Annotated in this window: 18 protein-coding genes; 10 read left to right on the top strand and 8 right to left on the bottom strand. The window is 53.3% G+C overall.

Annotated elements, in window-relative coordinates; genetic code table 11:
* Nucleotides 1–4 precede the first annotated feature (4 nt).
* The 4 genes from AB4P97_RS23995 to AB4P97_RS23980 all read right to left on the bottom strand — a co-directional run bounded on the left by AB4P97_RS23995 (nt 5) and on the right by AB4P97_RS23980 (nt 3,572).
* Nucleotides 5–979, bottom strand: coding sequence for a copper resistance protein B (locus tag AB4P97_RS23995; protein ID WP_034115531.1), 975 nt, complete (start codon nt 977–979; stop codon nt 5–7).
* The gene (locus AB4P97_RS23990; RefSeq protein ID WP_143024556.1) at nt 951–1,199 is read right to left on the bottom strand and encodes a hypothetical protein; all 249 of its coding nucleotides are present in this window, start codon (nt 1,197–1,199) and stop codon (nt 951–953) included. Before AB4P97_RS23990 ends, AB4P97_RS23995 begins: the two co-directional genes overlap by 29 nt.
* Before the next feature lie 12 nt (nt 1,200–1,211).
* Entirely contained in the window at nt 1,212–3,188 is a 1,977-nt protein-coding gene (locus AB4P97_RS23985) for a copper resistance system multicopper oxidase (RefSeq protein ID WP_158830531.1), read from the bottom strand.
* 177 nt (nt 3,189–3,365) lie between these two features.
* Nucleotides 3,366–3,572, bottom strand: coding sequence for a co-regulatory protein PtrA N-terminal domain-containing protein (locus AB4P97_RS23980; RefSeq protein WP_034115528.1), 207 nt, complete (start codon nt 3,570–3,572; stop codon nt 3,366–3,368).
* Nucleotides 3,573–3,955: 383 nt separating this feature from the next.
* Between AB4P97_RS23980 and flgB the strand changes: the two genes are divergently transcribed.
* On the top strand, nt 3,956–4,369 hold the full coding sequence (gene flgB / locus AB4P97_RS23975) for a flagellar basal body rod protein FlgB (protein ID WP_034115527.1): 414 nt from the start codon (nt 3,956–3,958) through the stop codon (nt 4,367–4,369).
* A 110-nt stretch (nt 4,370–4,479) separates the two neighbouring features.
* Here the strand turns inward: flgB and AB4P97_RS23970 are convergent, their stop codons facing one another.
* On the bottom strand, nt 4,480–4,680 hold the full coding sequence (locus tag AB4P97_RS23970) for a heavy-metal-associated domain-containing protein (protein ID WP_047292961.1): 201 nt from the start codon (nt 4,678–4,680) through the stop codon (nt 4,480–4,482).
* Nucleotides 4,681–5,043: 363 nt separating this feature from the next.
* Between AB4P97_RS23970 and AB4P97_RS23965 the strand changes: the two genes are divergently transcribed.
* From AB4P97_RS23965 to AB4P97_RS23950, 4 genes are read left to right on the top strand one after another with little or no spacing between them, the layout of a single operon-like run.
* Nucleotides 5,044–5,319: a metal/formaldehyde-sensitive transcriptional repressor gene (locus tag AB4P97_RS23965; protein WP_060480355.1), complete on the top strand. Its 276-nt coding sequence runs from the start codon at nt 5,044–5,046 to the stop codon at nt 5,317–5,319.
* A gap of 18 nt (nt 5,320–5,337) precedes the next feature.
* Nucleotides 5,338–6,252 carry a CDF family Co(II)/Ni(II) efflux transporter DmeF gene (dmeF, locus tag AB4P97_RS23960; RefSeq protein WP_060480356.1) on the top strand — a complete coding sequence of 305 codons (915 nt, stop codon included), beginning with the start codon at nt 5,338–5,340 and terminating at the stop codon, nt 6,250–6,252.
* Nucleotides 6,253–6,291: 39 nt separating this feature from the next.
* On the top strand, nt 6,292–6,663 hold the full coding sequence (locus tag AB4P97_RS23955; protein WP_060480357.1) for a hypothetical protein: 372 nt from the start codon (nt 6,292–6,294) through the stop codon (nt 6,661–6,663).
* Between the two features lie 2 nt (nt 6,664–6,665).
* The gene (locus AB4P97_RS23950) at nt 6,666–6,848 is read left to right on the top strand and encodes a DUF1289 domain-containing protein (protein ID WP_081016709.1); all 183 of its coding nucleotides are present in this window, start codon (nt 6,666–6,668) and stop codon (nt 6,846–6,848) included.
* A gap of 37 nt (nt 6,849–6,885) precedes the next feature.
* On the opposite strand, the gene AB4P97_RS23945 is transcribed toward AB4P97_RS23950, so the two are convergent.
* The 3 genes from AB4P97_RS23945 to AB4P97_RS23935 form a co-directional block, all read right to left on the bottom strand.
* Nucleotides 6,886–9,243 carry a heavy metal translocating P-type ATPase gene (locus AB4P97_RS23945; RefSeq protein WP_395601706.1) on the bottom strand — a complete coding sequence of 786 codons (2,358 nt, stop codon included), beginning with the start codon at nt 9,241–9,243 and terminating at the stop codon, nt 6,886–6,888.
* 181 nt (nt 9,244–9,424) lie between these two features.
* Nucleotides 9,425–9,958: a plastocyanin/azurin family copper-binding protein gene (locus tag AB4P97_RS23940; RefSeq protein ID WP_019816982.1), complete on the bottom strand. Its 534-nt coding sequence runs from the start codon at nt 9,956–9,958 to the stop codon at nt 9,425–9,427.
* Between the two features lie 157 nt (nt 9,959–10,115).
* Entirely contained in the window at nt 10,116–10,469 is a 354-nt protein-coding gene (locus AB4P97_RS23935) for a co-regulatory protein PtrA N-terminal domain-containing protein (protein WP_024616841.1), read from the bottom strand.
* Between the two features lie 204 nt (nt 10,470–10,673).
* On the opposite strand from AB4P97_RS23935, the gene AB4P97_RS23930 reads away from it, so the two are divergent.
* The 5 genes from AB4P97_RS23930 to AB4P97_RS23910 all read left to right on the top strand — a co-directional run bounded on the left by AB4P97_RS23930 (nt 10,674) and on the right by AB4P97_RS23910 (nt 14,858).
* Nucleotides 10,674–11,360 carry a heavy metal response regulator transcription factor gene (locus tag AB4P97_RS23930; RefSeq protein WP_019816984.1) on the top strand — a complete coding sequence of 229 codons (687 nt, stop codon included), beginning with the start codon at nt 10,674–10,676 and terminating at the stop codon, nt 11,358–11,360.
* A complete protein-coding gene (locus tag AB4P97_RS23925; RefSeq protein WP_070411942.1) occupies nt 11,360–12,748 on the top strand; it encodes a heavy metal sensor histidine kinase in 1,389 nt (462 codons plus the stop codon). Before AB4P97_RS23930 ends, AB4P97_RS23925 begins: the two co-directional genes overlap by 1 nt.
* 360 nt (nt 12,749–13,108) lie before the next feature.
* Nucleotides 13,109–13,501, top strand: a complete 393-nt coding sequence (copC, locus tag AB4P97_RS23920; RefSeq protein WP_395601705.1) for a copper homeostasis periplasmic binding protein CopC — start codon at nt 13,109–13,111, stop codon at nt 13,499–13,501.
* A gap of 3 nt (nt 13,502–13,504) precedes the next feature.
* On the top strand, nt 13,505–14,443 hold the full coding sequence (copD, locus tag AB4P97_RS23915) for a copper homeostasis membrane protein CopD (RefSeq protein WP_158830534.1): 939 nt from the start codon (nt 13,505–13,507) through the stop codon (nt 14,441–14,443).
* A 73-nt stretch (nt 14,444–14,516) separates the two neighbouring features.
* Nucleotides 14,517–14,858 carry a hypothetical protein gene (locus tag AB4P97_RS23910; RefSeq protein WP_074759366.1) on the top strand — a complete coding sequence of 114 codons (342 nt, stop codon included), beginning with the start codon at nt 14,517–14,519 and terminating at the stop codon, nt 14,856–14,858.
* Nucleotides 14,859–14,923 lie beyond the last annotated feature (65 nt).

The following is a 14,923-nucleotide window of genomic DNA, read 5'->3' as shown; positions in this document are numbered from 1 at the left end:
GTTCTCAGAACCACATCCGAATACCGGCGACAAAGCGTGCCTCGCTGGCGTCTTCACCTTCCTCACGTGCAAAGTCTGCCGTATTGCCATAGGAACGGCTCCAACTCACCCCGATATAAGGGGCAAATTGGCGGACAATCTCATAACGCAATCGGAGCCCCACTTCGGTGTTGGCTAATCCGGACCCGATGCCGCGCTGAGGGTCATTCTTTCCGTAAAAATTGACCTCGGCCGTCGGCTGCAAAATCAATCGATTCGTCAGCAGAATGTCGTAATCGCCTTCCAGCCGAGCAGCCGACTGACCGTTCTCACCGATGTAGGCAGTCGCTTCGGCCTCGAAGTTGTAGAGGGCCATCCCCTGAATGCCGAGTGCGGCCCAGGTTTGAGGAGACCCTGGTTTGAAATCCTGTCGTACACCGGTGACGACGTCCCACCACGGTCCGATGGAGTGCCCCCAGAGCGCGGATAATTCAGCGCTTTCCGTCACGCCATTGGTACGTTCGCCTTCCGAGCGCAACCACAGTCGATCAATGTCACCGCCGATCCATCCTTTCGCATCCCAGGCCAACGCACTACCGTTGTCAGCATCCTGGTATTCAAACTTATCCAGCAGCATGAAAGAGTTGATTGTTTTGTCGTGGACACCATGACCAGCGACATCTGGAAAGGCGGCTGCACGGTCAGCATCGGTAAGTACGGGGACAGGGGTTCGACTGGTTGTCGTCGTCCCTTCATCCATACTTTCCATGCCGGTCATTTGACCGTCGTCCATTTTCATCTTGCTGTGGTCCATAGCCCCCATGTTGCTATGGTCCATCGCTCCCATGGAGCCATGGTTCATCTTGGAGTGATCCATCTCTTCAGCGGCGTGAGCCACGGCAAAGAAGACAGGACTCGTAGAAACTGCCAATACCATCAACGTTGGGCGTAAAAAATTCCTGGTCATGATCTCAATCCGCCTTCTTGTTTTCTTGGTCATGATCCATCGACTCATGGCGCATCTTGGTATGAGGCATCGTCGCGTGATTCGGCGTTGCCTGGTTTGACGTGGTCGCAGTCTTGTTCGGCGCATCCGCAGAAGTAGCAGGTGAATGATCACCACGTTCTTCGACTGCCAATGCTACGCAGGAGAATCCAACCATCAGGCCAAAAGCAAAGAGGCAACCGACCAGCGATTTACGATTTAGGTGTGTGCTCACAGATCGTCTCCTTTACTCATCAACCCGTACTTCACGGAACATGCCCATTTCCATATGGAAAAGCAGGTGGCAGTGATAGGCCCAGCGACCTAAAGCATCGGCGGTTACTCGATAGCTGCGCTTGGTACCCGGTGGCATGTCGATTGTGTGCTTACGTACCATGAACTTGCCGTTTTCATCTTCAAGGTCGCTCCACATTCCATGAAGGTGGATGGGGTGCGTCATCATGGTGTCGTTTACCAAGGTGATGCGAAGACGCTCCCCGTACTTGAGACGAAGGGGCTCAGCATCAGAAAATTTGATGCCGTTGAAGGACCAGGAAAACTTTTCCATGTGACCGGTCAGATGCAGCTCAATGGTGCGATTGGGCTCTCGGCCATCAGGGTCCTGGAAAGTGCTCTTCAGATCTGAGTAAGTGAGCACCCGTCGACCGTTGTTCCGCAAACCGATACCTGGATCGTTCAGTTTTGGCGTTGGGTTCATGGCCTGCATGTCAACCAACGGGTTGTTGGTTTCGGACGCTGGGTGAGATTGCATCTCGCCTCCCATACCGCCCATCCCTGCCATCTGGCTGTGGTCCATGCCGGCCATGTCGGACATGTCGCCTTTGTCCATCCCCGCCATCTTGCTGTGGTCCATGCCGGCCATGTTGGACATGTCACCTTTGTCCATCCCTGCCATCTTGCTATGGTCCATGCCGGCCATGTTGGTCATGTCACCGCTGCCCATGCCGGTCATCCCGGTCATGTCACCTTGGTCCATTCCCTGCATCTTGCTGTGATCCATGCCAGCCATACCTGACATGTCACCCTGTTTCATATCGCCGCCGCCCATGCCAGCCATGCTGCCATGGTCCATGCCAGCCATACCGCCCATGCCCATGTCATCCATGGTCAACAGCGGACGCGGATCGATCGCCGGTACCGGTGTTTTCAGTCCTTCACGAACTGCCAAGGTCCCCCGCGCATAGCCGGTTCTATCCATGGACTGGGCAAAGATTGTGTAAGCCTCCTCGGTGGCAGGCTCAACAATCACATCATAGGTTTCTGCCACGGCGATTCGGAATTCATCGACACTGACTGGTTGGACATATTGGCCGTCGGCCGCCACCACGGTCATTTTCAAACCAGGAATGCGAACATCGAAATAGCTCATCGCTGAGCCATTGATAAAGCGCAGGCGTAGCTTCTCGCCAGGCTTAAAAATACCGGTCCAGTTGCCGTTCGGCGCTTGGCCATTCATGAGGTAGGTGTAGGTATCCCCGCTGACGTCTGCCAGATCAGTTGGGTTCATTTTCATTTCGGCCCACATTTTCCGGTCGGCGACGGCAGCAGACCAGCCTTGCTTGCTGACGTCGTCGATGAAGTCGCCCACGGTACGTTTGTGGTGGTTGTAGTAGTCCGATTGTTTCTTGAGTTTGGCCATGACGCGACCAGGATCCTCATCGGTCCAGTCAGTCAGCATCACCACATAGTCGCGATTGTATTGAAACGGTTCAGGCTCTTTCGAATCGATGACTATTGGCCCGTAAACACCTGCCTGCTCTTGCAACCCAGAATGGCTGTGGTACCAGTACGTGCCGTTTTGATGCACCTTGAACTTGTATTCGTACATGCCGTCGGGCGCGATGCCGTGGAAGCTCAAACCCGGTACGCCATCCATGTTGGCAGGCAAAATAATGCCGTGCCAGTGGATGGAGGTGTCTTGATCCAGACGGTTCTTCACGCGCAGAGTGACCGTCTCCCCTTCGCGCCAACGCAGCAAAGGCCCCGGCAACGAGCCATTGATGGTCATGGCTGTGCGCGGCGAGCCAGTGATGTTTACCGGCGTTTCACCAATAAACAGATCAAATTCGTTGCCGGTGAGGACGCTCGGCAGGCCGGGACTGGTCACTGCCCATACAGGAGTGCGCCACAGACCAAGGCCGCCAAGGATGCCGCCGGCGGCCAGGCCTTTAACGAATGTCCGTCTAGAGGTTTTGGAATGCATGCCGTTTATTTCCAATCAGTCAAAAGGGAGCCGTTCAAATCAACCCGTGAGTTGGCAAGATGAGCTTCGCGTACCGAAAAAAGGACGAATTTTTCATTGCAAGCGAGCTCAGAAATTGCCACATCTAAACCACCTTCGTGATTACATTTCTGTCAGCTTGGCCGCGTGCCTGATCGTTCAGCAGTTTTTATGGTCCATCGCTTTGGCTTTGCTTTCAGCGACAGGTGGTTGAGCGCTCTGCGTTTGAGCTACCTGGTACGATTCCATCGAATTCGTCTTGGCCACTTCCATACGTGCGAAAGTCCGGTCACCACCGCCTTCAGCCATGGCCAGAGTGGAAACAGTCAGCGCTGCGACGACGAACAAGGTTTTGATGGTGTTCATATGGGCTACCTCAGATGTGTGAAAATATCCCCTCTGAATCACATCATGGATTGGACTCTTTGGGGGTGAGCAAAAGACTCAGTTGGACTATAAGAGACACCCCCTGTCAGGAAGCTTAGGCCAATATTACAGTTGTGTCAGTTTGGGATATTTTTCTTGAAGTACACGCTATTTAATACGTATGGTCTCCATATTTTCGCATTGCGCGACTTTTATTGAATATAAGATTGAAGTGTAATCATTGCTTTGGGTTCCATTAATTCTCACGGAAGCGATGTTCTAGGTCTCTCCATTAAAATTAATAGGAGACTTGAATGCGCTGCTGCAACAGCTGAGTGTTCAATGATCAAAGAAGATAGTAATGCCACCGAGGGTGATTAATTGTGAGTATTAATTTTGAGAAAGCATTAGGCTCCGCAGAAAGAGCGTTAGTTTATCGTGGCCAAAGAGCTGAGATCTTGAGTAACAATATCGCGAACGCTGACACTCCGAACTTCAAAGCCCAAGACTTGGATTTTTCTACTGTGCTCGCCAGCCAAACCAAAGAACCTGCTACCACTGCGTTTTCTTTGAAAACAACAAACGCAAAGCATTTTCTTAAGAAAGAATCGGCGGTGGCTATATACGGGCGCGACTTGCTTTACAGCACGCCGGCTCAGCCTGCCTTGGACCAAAATACTGTCGATCAGCAGGTCGAGGTTGCCAAATACACAGAAAACGCAATACGTTTCAACGCGGCTTTTACTCGGTTGAATGGAGCATTCAAGGGTTTGCTCAAAGCTCTGCGCGGTGACTAGCAGCGCAGGCGCATGCGAGCCCATTTTGACCGACACAGCAGCTTAAGTACTCCTAGATTCAGAGGTATTCTCCTCCAGACGGCGCTCTACTCAAGAGCAGGAGTCTCCGTTCAATGGCTGATCTTGGAAGGAAAGCCAACCGCCTCCACAGCTTTACGAAGCTGTTCCGCGTTTTCGCTACTTTCAACACTCACCTTACCGGTTGATCGATCGACTGAGACCGTAGCGTTGCCGTCCAGTGCCTGGATCGCTCTGGTGATTTTGCCGACGCAGCTGCCGCAACCAATGCCTGATACATCTAAGACGACCATGTAAATTACCCTCGTGCTGAGCGGTGTCTTTTCCCCGCAGCGACAGCATCGACGTTGACACCATGGCAAGGTCAACGATTATCTAATCAAAGCCGTGAGCGCAGATTTCGAGAAGTTTTACGGGACTTGACCACTCGGCTGCTAATTAGCTCGCTACCGTTTGAACGGTTTCCAGGAGTGCGCCCTATTGTTCTCGTCGGTAAAGGTCGGCTAACGGCAACATTGCGGCTCTCTTGCTTGATCCCTCGATTTTGTAAGCCTCTCGTTTCGTCAACGGCTTTTTGATCTGTCCTCCATGGCATCTTGCATAGGGATAGGGGGGACGCCTATGATGCGACCTTGTATAGGTAGGGGGGGTATAACGTGGGCCATATCGCATCACACAAAGACGATCTTCTTAAACGTGTAAAACGTATTGCCGGACAAATTCAAGCTGTTGAACGAGCATTAGAATCGGATCTCGACTGCGCCAAGACACTACATCTTGTTGCGGCCACTCGAGGTGCCATCAACGGGCTAATGGAGGAGATCATCGAGGATCACGCACGAGCGCATGTCGCGAACCCTGCGCTCAGCGAAGAAGAGCGTAACAAGGGCGTCGAAGAGCTTCTTGAAGCTATCCGCCGATACTCCAAGTGAACCTCCAGGTAAACACGTATGAGCAGCACCGACATCGATTACACACACGACCACGTGTTTCTAGGCTCAGCGCACGATGAGAATGCCAAGCGTACGCTTTGGGTTGTAGCACTCACGGTGGCAATGATGATCGGGGAGATCACCGCCGGCTATATCACGGGTTCGATGGCGTTACTGGCCGATGGCTTCCACATGGCAACCCATGCGGGCGCATTGGGCATCGCGGCGGCCGCTTACGGATACGCAAAACGCCACGCTACCAGCCAGCGCTACAGTTTCGGTACAGGAAAGGTTGGAGACTTGGGCGGGTTCGCCTCGGCGCTGATTCTTGGCATGGTTTCGTTGGGCATTGGCGTTGAATCGGTCATGCGTTTGTTGCAGCCAACACCGGTTCAGTTTGGCACCGCGACCCTCATCGCCGTTGTCGGTTTGCTCGTCAACATTGTCAGTGCCCTGCTGCTGGGTCATGGGCATGGACATGGACACGACCACGATCACCCTCATGCCTACAACGGAAACGACAACAACTTGAGGTCCGCCTATGTCCACGTCATTGCAGACGCGCTGACGTCGATTCTGGCCATCGCTGCCTTGCTTGCCGGTCGATATCTGGGTTGGGTGTGGCTCGACCCGGTCATGGGTATCGTCGGCGCTATCGTTATCGCGCGTTGGGCCTGGACCTTGATGGGGGTAACTGCGGGCGTGTTGCTCGATCAGACCGACGCGCACGTTGCCGAGGAAATCCGCGAACTCGTTGAGAAACCGGGTGGCGCTACCATTACAGACTTGCACGTTTGGAGGGTGGGACCTCAAGCGCGCGCGGCGATTGTCAGCGTTCTGGGTGAAGCAACTGTGAACGCCGAGAGCATTCGTGAACGTCTCAAAACGGTTCACGAAGTCAGCCACCTGACCGTCGAGTTCCGGCAGACATGACTCAGCGCCTGTCCAGCACAACCTCTATAGGACACACCGATGCCGCCCGGTAAACGTGAACTGGCTCGGATCGAGCGCCAGTTGATCGTCACGCTCACCGACGCGTGCGAAACAGCAAAGGACGAGATAAAGGGGTTTATTTGGCTCACTCACACCGTTGACCTAAGTGCGTTGGCTGAAACCCTGAAGGTCATCTGGGTGTTCGAAACCCTGGCTGACAGGAAGCGGGCCGAGATTGACGCGAAGGCCCGCATCTTTGAGTTGACGGCGATTGCCTTGAAAGAGGCCAATCTTGACCTGCCTGTTTCAGACCGCAATGTCCGCTTTGACTCGGAGCAAGAGTGCCAACGCACGCACCTAGGCGACTGGAAACGTCGCGTGGCTCAACTACATAAAGCTAAGGGGGACTGACCATGGCAAAAGAAATCGAGAATCCTTGTATCTCGGTTTGCCAACTCAGTGGTGATCTGTGTGTGAGCTGCGGGCGGAATAAGGAAGACATCAGAAAGTGGAAGCGCATGAAGCGGCCTGAAAAAATGGCCGCTGTGCAACGGGCGAATGCGCGCTTAAAGGGATTGAAGAAAGCACATGGATAGCCATTCCCCCCGAGTTAAAACGCTGCAATTTTGAAGGTCAGTCAACTCGGGTATTCCTCAGCCTCAATGCATTGAAAACTACCGACGCGGAACTGACGCTCATGGCTATGGCAGCGATCATTGGCGACAGGAGGTGCCCCGTCAATGGATAGAGCAAACCAGCGGCAAGAGGTATACCCATTGAGTTGTAGAGAAAAGCAAAGCCCAAATTCTGGCGCATGTTTTTAACTGTGGCGACCGAAAGAGCTCGTGCTCGTAAGATCCCCATCAGGTCACCTTTTACCAGCGTGAGTTGCGCGCTATTCATCGCCACGTCTGTCCCCGTTCCCATGGCTATCCCCACATCTGCTCGCGCTAGGGCCGGAGCATCGTTGATACCGTCACCCGCCATGGCCACTTTTCGCCCGTATTGCTGTAGGTCTGCCACCAGGCGCTCCTTGTCTTGGGGTTTGACTTCACCGTGGACTTCTTCAATCCCCATTTCCTTAGCGACAGCCCGAGCGGTAGTAAGCCCGTCCCCAGTAGCCATGATGATTTTAACGTTGTGAGCCTTAAGCTTGGTGACGGCCTCTTTTGAGGTCGGCTTGATCGGATCTGAGACGGCCAACAAACCTGCCAATGCGCCGTCGACGGCGAGGTAGACAATACTGATGCCGTCAAGTCGCAATACCTCAGCGCGCTCTTGTAGGGGGCTGGTGGTCACGCCTGCGGCTTCCATCAACGCGGTGTTCCCCAGCTGGAGCTTTTTGCCATCGACAACGCCACTGACGCCGATACCCAAATCAGACTCAAAGGATTCCGGCTTGGTCAGCTTGATGTTCTCGGATCTGGCGTGATCGACGATCGCATGTGCTAAAGGATGCTCGCTGCCCTGATCAAGGCTGGCAGCCAGGTGAAGGACGTCGTCGCGATTGAAGGTGGGAGTGGCCTCCACGCTGTGAAACACGGGCCGTCCCTCTGTCAGGGTGCCTGTCTTGTCGACAACCAGCGTGTCGATTCTGCAAAGGCTCTCAATCGCACTGGCATCTCTGAACAAAACACCCATGCTTGCTGCTTTACCTGTCGACACCATGATCGACATAGGCGTAGCAAGTCCCAACGCACAGGGACAAGCGATGATCAGCACGGCGACAGCGTTGATTAGACCAAACACCCAGCTGGGCTCAGGGCCGAAAAGCCCCCAACCGATAAATGTCATTATCGCAATCGTGATAACACCCATCACGAAGTAGCCGGCAATCGAGTCGGCCATTCGTTGCATCGGAGCCTTGGAACGCTGAGCTCTCGCGACCATCTGTACGATCTGGGACAGCATGGTTTCGGCACCGACCTTCTGCGCCTCCATTACCAGGCTTCCATGCGTATTCAGCGTGGCACCGATCAGGCTATCTCCAGCTTTCTTCATTACCGGGACTGGCTCGCCAGTGAGCATCGACTCATCCACCGCACTTTCACCCTCAAGTACCGAACCATCAACTGGCACCTTTTCACCTGGTCTGACCCGTAAGTGGTCTCCCAGGTGCACATGGGTGAGAGGAATATCTTCCTCCTGGCCATCGGCATTGATCCGACGTGCAGTTTTGGGCGAAAGGCCGAGAAGAGATTTAATGGCGGCGGAAGTTTGTGATCGGGCTTTGAGCTCAAGGATCTGCCCAAGCAACGTGAGCGAGATGATGACCGCTGCCGCTTCGAAGTAAACGCCGATACGTCCATCTTGCATGAAATTGGCGGGAAAACTTTGGGGGAAGAGCGTTGCTATGACGCTGTACAGATAAGCTGCGGCGGTGCCCAACCCAATCAGAGTCCACATGTTGGGACTGCGATTTTTAACCGAGGCCAGTCCCCTTACAAAAAAAGGCCATCCTGCCCATAAGGTCACGGGTGTCGCCAGAGCGAACTCGATCCAGTTTTGAGCTGAACCATGAAGAAGTTGTAACGAGTGACCCGCCATCGCGAGCACGGTTACGACCACGGTTAAGGGCAGCGACCACCAGAAGCGGCGATTGAAATCCCGGAGTTCAGGATTTTCTTCTTCATCAAGCGCCGGCATGACAGGCTCTAGTGCCATGCCACATTTAGGACAGTTACCGGGTCCGGTCTGCCGTATTTCAGGATGCATCGGGCACGTAAATTCAGCGCCCGTTTGTACCGCAGACTCCGGCGTTGTGCTGCCTGACTCGTCGCGCACCACGTGGCCACTGTAGCGCTCAGGGTCCGCTCGAAACTTCTCCTGGCATTTCAGGCTACAGAACCGATACGTCTGTCCCTGGTAAGTCTCAGCAAATTTACTCGACGAAGTGACTGCCATTCCACACACCGGGTCATGTAGATCAGCATCATCCCGGGAAGCAGCATGGGTGTGATTATGGTCGTGATGGCCAGAGGTGGTAGGCATGTCTATTCCCCTTGTAAGGTGCTACTAGAAATGAGCATATTCAGTACAACGATTATTTGCGGCTCCACAGTGGTGCGGTGATGTTTCCGCACGGACCCCGGCTGAGTAAGCGTTGCTATGTTACTTGCGACTTAGCGTAGCCAACTCTTGCGTCGGGCCGGCAGAAATAGCCGACTCCGGTTTATTTCAGATCAAACTCGCCGACCATTCCCGATTGGTAATGCCCCGGCACGTTGCAGGCAAACTGAAGCCCTGCACTGTCGTTGAAGGTCCAGATCAGCTCTTGGGTTGAGCCAGGCTCAATCAGGACACTGTTAGGGTCGTCATGCTCCATTGCGACCATCTTCATTCCGCCCATGCCGTGGCTCATGCCGCTCATCTTCCCGGTACCGGTAGGGCTTAGTGTTCCGTTCTTGAACATGCTTGCCATTTCTTTCTGGTGTGCTGCATGAGCAGCGGCTTTGCCGATGTTGAACTCATGCAGCAGCGAACCCTCGTTGCGAAGGACAAAGCGGATTGTTTCACCAGGTTTTACGTCGATGCTTTTAGGCTTGAAAAAAATGTCGCCCATCTCGACCTCAACCGTGCGGGTAACGTCAGAGGCCACACCAGGCTGGCCTATGTCGTCTTGTCCATGCCCTGCATTAGCCATAGCCGTGGCAGCGAAAAACAGGGTCATTGCTGCGATGAACGGAGTAGCGAGCGTAGTTTTCATGGTGACCTCAGGAATACGTGGGAACATTGGCTATGCTAATGATGCTCAGCTGCCAGCTAACTGACTTGGGCATTACTTCTTTGTCAGTTTTCTAAATAGATACGGCGTCCAATTGACGCCGCAACAAGATGCTGACAAGAACTTATCCAGGGGGCGTTTATTGATGGTTTTCTGAAAGCATCAATTTGTGCTCGCGCTGCATCTGGCGCAAAACGTCATCAACGATTTTGTCGTGCTTCTCCATCCAGGCTAGATGCTCTTGGGGTGACATTGAGGCATCTGGGTGATCGTTGTGGAGCTGGCTCATGATGTCCCCAAGCATCTTCATGTGTTCTGCCATGTGGACGTGACGCTCTCCTTCAGGGGCTTGTTCAGCTTTCATCAACGTGGCTTCGGCCTTGTCGCGCAAACCTTCCATACGCTCAATGACTCGATCTCCGCCGCTTTCAGCCCACACAGAAGCCGAGACCAGTATCGAGCTTACAAAAAACAGCATTTTCAGGCGGTTCATAGGGGTAGCTCCTCATGAGGGAATCCGACTTCCATACGATTCATCGCTCAGAGGTCGGTCGAGCACCAATAAAGTACTCATGTCTGAACCCTAGCCAGCACTCGCTGACATCTACCTGAAGCCAAGATTACTTTTCTGTCAGTTGCTGGTTGGCTGCCAGTTTTCGTTGCAGACTCCGCTTAACCATTATCTGAGAACGACCTCATGAGACTTCTTGTCGCTGAAGACGAACCAAAAATAGGTATCTATTTGCAGCAAGGGCTCAACGAGGCCGGGTTCAATGTCGACCGTTTCACGAATGGAAAAGAGGCGCTTCAGCACGCTTTGAGCGAAGCCTATGATCTGCTGATTCTCGACGTCATGATGCCGGGTTTGGATGGCTGGGAAGTCCTGCAGAAGGTTCGCGCTTCCGGGAAAGACGTCCCGGTGCTTTTTCTCACCGCCAGAGACCGCGTTGAAGACCGAGTGAAGGGACTTGAACTCGGTGCGGATGACTATCTGATCAAACCCTTCGCGTTTTCTGAATTGCTTGCTCGAGTCAGAACGTTGCTGCGTCGCGGTAGCAGCGCACCTTCGCAAACCTTTATGAAACTGGCTGACCTTGAAGTGGACCTGCTCAAGCGTCGAGCCATCCGAGGAGGCAAACGCATAGACCTTACGGCCAAAGAGTTTGCGTTGCTTGAGCTTCTGCTGCGTCGTCGAGGGGAGGTGCTGCCAAAGTCTCTTATCGCCTCCCAGGTTTGGGATATGAACTTCGACAGCGATACCAACGTTATCGAGGTTGCAGTGAGACGGCTCAGGGCCAAGATAGACGACGATTTTGAGGTCAAGTTGATTCATACCTCAAGGGGAATGGGTTACATGCTCGATGCACCAGATTCGGAGTCGTGATGAACCGGATGTCCCTGACGACTCGTATGAGTCTGATGTTTATGCTCGCGGTAACGGCTGTGCTCACGGTCGCCGGACTCAGTTTCAATAACCTCAGCCGGCATCATTTTAAGATGCTGGATCAGCAGGCATTGTACGAAAAACTCCACTCGACTCAGCGGATCTTGTCCGGGCTGAGCAACATCGATCAATTCAGCGAGGCTAAACCGGAGTTAGAAGCGCTGCTGGGCGCACACCGTGATTTGACTGCGCTTATCATCGATGGCGACGGCAAGGTGCTGTTTGCGGATCCCGGCCCGGTCGACGTTCCGAAGGCGTTTCGCACAACCACAAACACAACCGTCTGGGAATGGCGGGAGCAAGAGCAGATGTTCCGTGGTGTGACTGCCCAATCCGTAGTGACGGGACAAGAAAGGCCATTAACTGTCATGTTGATTTTTGACGTTACTCAGCATATGTCCTTTTTCGAGACGCTCGAACGATGGTTTTGGATAGGGTTGGTGATCAGCGCATTGGTCAGTGCTGCACTCGGCTGGATGGTAGCTAGCAGTGGCATGCGGCCTATCCGCCAGGTCACACGGGTAGCTGCCTCCATGTCAGCAAAATCACTCAAGGAGCGTATTCCCCTGGCACCCGTTCCGAAAGAGCTTCAACAGATGGTGTTGTCGTTCAACGCCATGTTATCCAGGCTCGACGATGCATTTGTCCGGTTATCCAACTTTTCGGCAGACATTGCCCACGAACTACGGACCCCCGTGAGCAACTTGATGACCCACACTGAAGTGGTGCTTTCGAGAAAAAGAAACATCGAGGACTACGAAGACAATTTGTACTCCAATCTTGATGACTTGAAGCGCATGAGCCGGATGATTGATGACATGCTTTTTCTGGCGAAATCTGACAATGGTCTAATTACGCACGAGAACAAGCCAATAGACCTGGTGGCTGTCGTGGAAAAATTGCTTGAGTACTACCGCCTGTTGGCTGATGAACGAGGGATCGAGCTTAAGGTTTCAGGACGGGGGAGCGTGCGAGGTGATGTCCTTATGCTCCACCGAGCGATTTCCAATCTACTCTCAAATGCGCTGCGCTACACCTATGAAGGGACGTCAATCAGTGTCGATATTCAGCACAAGGACGCGTCGGTAACGGTTGTCGTGGAAAACCATGGTGAGCCCATTGCCCCCGAACATCTTGAAAAGCTGTTTGATCGTTTTTATCGCGTGGACCCAGCGCGGCGAGAAGGAAGTCCGAGCAACGCAGGGCTAGGTCTGTCGATTACCCGATCAATTGTCGAAGCGCACAATGGCAAGATCTGGTGTACGTCAGGCGACGGGAAAACGGCTTTTCATCTTGAGTTTCCGGCCGTCGATTCCACGGTTAGCTGAGCGAGGAAACATTTGTGATCAACGGCGTCTTGGCGTTCTGCGGTTAGCTACGCCTCTGCGAATTTGCGGAGTGATTGAACTCCCCGGTCCTGCGGTACGCCGTCTCTTCTCCAGGCCTTGCTACGCTCAACGATTAGATGCCAAACATCGTATCAAGCTGACTGAAATGTAATCGAACAGTTTGTGATCGTGTGGCATCGTGTTCTCGCACTGTGACGTTAGGGCTAGCGAGTTTCTCCTGTTCAACTTGGCGAAGAGGACGGGGGCTCCGAGTTAATCAACAGTGGTTTTTAACGAAATTAAAAACTAGTTCCTCCCAAAAAACCTCGAATCAACAGCGCTTGCTGTGAGGAGTCTTGCATGTCATTCCTTAAAACTACGTCCGTGGCGGTTGCAATCACTGCTGGTTTGCTTCTGAGTGCAGTGGCCCAGGCACATCCAAAACTTCTTGCTTCCACTCCGGCAGAAGGCTCGGATGCGGCGGCTCCGTCGAAAATCGAACTGCATTTTTCTGAGAATCTCACCACTCAGTTCTCCGGTGCAAAGCTGATCATGACCGACATGACCGACATGCCTGGCATGCCTAACTCACCAATGGGTGTAAAGGCCGCCGTCGCTGCTGGTGGTGATCCGAAAACTATGGTGATTACGCCGGCTGCACCGCTGACCACCGGCACCTACAAAGTTGAATGGCGTGCAGTGTCCTCGGATACTCACCCGATCACCGGCAACTTTTCATTCAAAGTGAAATGATCCATGAGCGACTCATTAAATATCGTGGTTCGCTTTACTCTCTATTTTGACCTGATGTTGTTATTTGGACTGGCCATATTTGGCTTGTACAGCCTCAAGGGAAAGGAAAGGGTATCGGGCACGGTCTTGAACTTTGAGTCGCTTCTTTACGGTACCTCTGTTGCAGGTGTAGCTCTGTCCCTTGCTGCGATGTTGTTGCTTGCAAAAGCAATGAGCGGTGTATCGGAGCTTATGGAGCTACATCATCACATTTTTGAAATGGTCATCATGGGCACCGATGTTGGGTTGACCTGGATGGTTCGGATAGCCGCCTTGGTGGGGGCAATTCTGGGCGTCGCGTTGAATAAACGATTTCCGACACCCAGCCTCTGGATCGTCACCGTCTGTGGAGCAATCGCGTTGGCCACGCTAGCCTGGACAGGGCATGGTGCCATGGACGAAGGCAGCCGCCGCTACTGGCATTTTCTCAGCGATATTTTCCATTTATTAGCGGCGGGTGGCTGGTTGGGTGCTCTAGCGGCCTTCGCCCTACTGCTGCGGTTGAAATCACTGAAGGGTGAAGAGGAAGCACGAATTCTTGCCCGCGTGCTGACTGGCTTTGAGTCGGCCGGCGGTGTGGTCGTTGCGATCATAAGCGTAACGGGAGTAGTAAATTACCTTTTCATCGTCGGTCCCAACCTTGATGAGGTCATGCTGAGTACCTATGGTCAGTTGCTGTTTTTGAAGATCCTGCTCTTTGCTGGAATGATCGTTTTAGCCACGCTGAACCGCTTTCACTTAAGCCCGCTATTGGAGCGCTCAGTTCGCAATGGTCAATACTCTGTAGCGGTCAATGCCTTGCGCCGCAGCATGAAATTCGAATTCCTGATGGCAATCCTCATCATCTGTCTTGTCGCATGGTTAGGCACGCTAAGTCCTGAAATGGAAATGAGCGCGGAATAGAGGTGTCTGGCACCTAACCAAGAAGCCTGGAACGTGATTGTTAGCACCATTTCTACTGGCTACACTTCAGCACATGACACGCTATCTACGGCTTTGCCTGATTTTACTGATTAGCCTTGCGCTTCCCCTCAGCGGGATGGCGGGTGTTCAGGCGCCGACAGAGCCGTGCCCCATGCAAACCATGGGCATGGCAATGATGGACGGCATGGGCCAAGACTGCTGCCATGACATGAAAAGTCCCACCGAGCACGGAAAACCCTGTAAGCCGGGCCAGGAGTGCAAGACCGGCGGCATGCTGCAAGTCTCCATCGTCAAGCCTCCGGTGACCCTATCTAGCCCCCTCGAAGCGTCCATCTCCATAGATTCCCATCCTGTGCAAACCCCATCAGGGGTATGGCGACCTCCCCGCATTTGATTCCTGTACCACACTGAGCCTCATTCCGCGTCATGCGGGATGGCATATCTGCGCGCATGTCTCAT

It is taken from the genome of Pseudomonas sp. A1230, assembly GCF_044218825.1.
Lineage (GTDB): Bacteria > Pseudomonadota > Gammaproteobacteria > Pseudomonadales > Pseudomonadaceae > Aquipseudomonas > Aquipseudomonas iridis.
The sequence above is the reverse complement of the archived record's forward strand: the minus strand, read 5'-3'. Positions and strand labels throughout refer to the sequence as shown.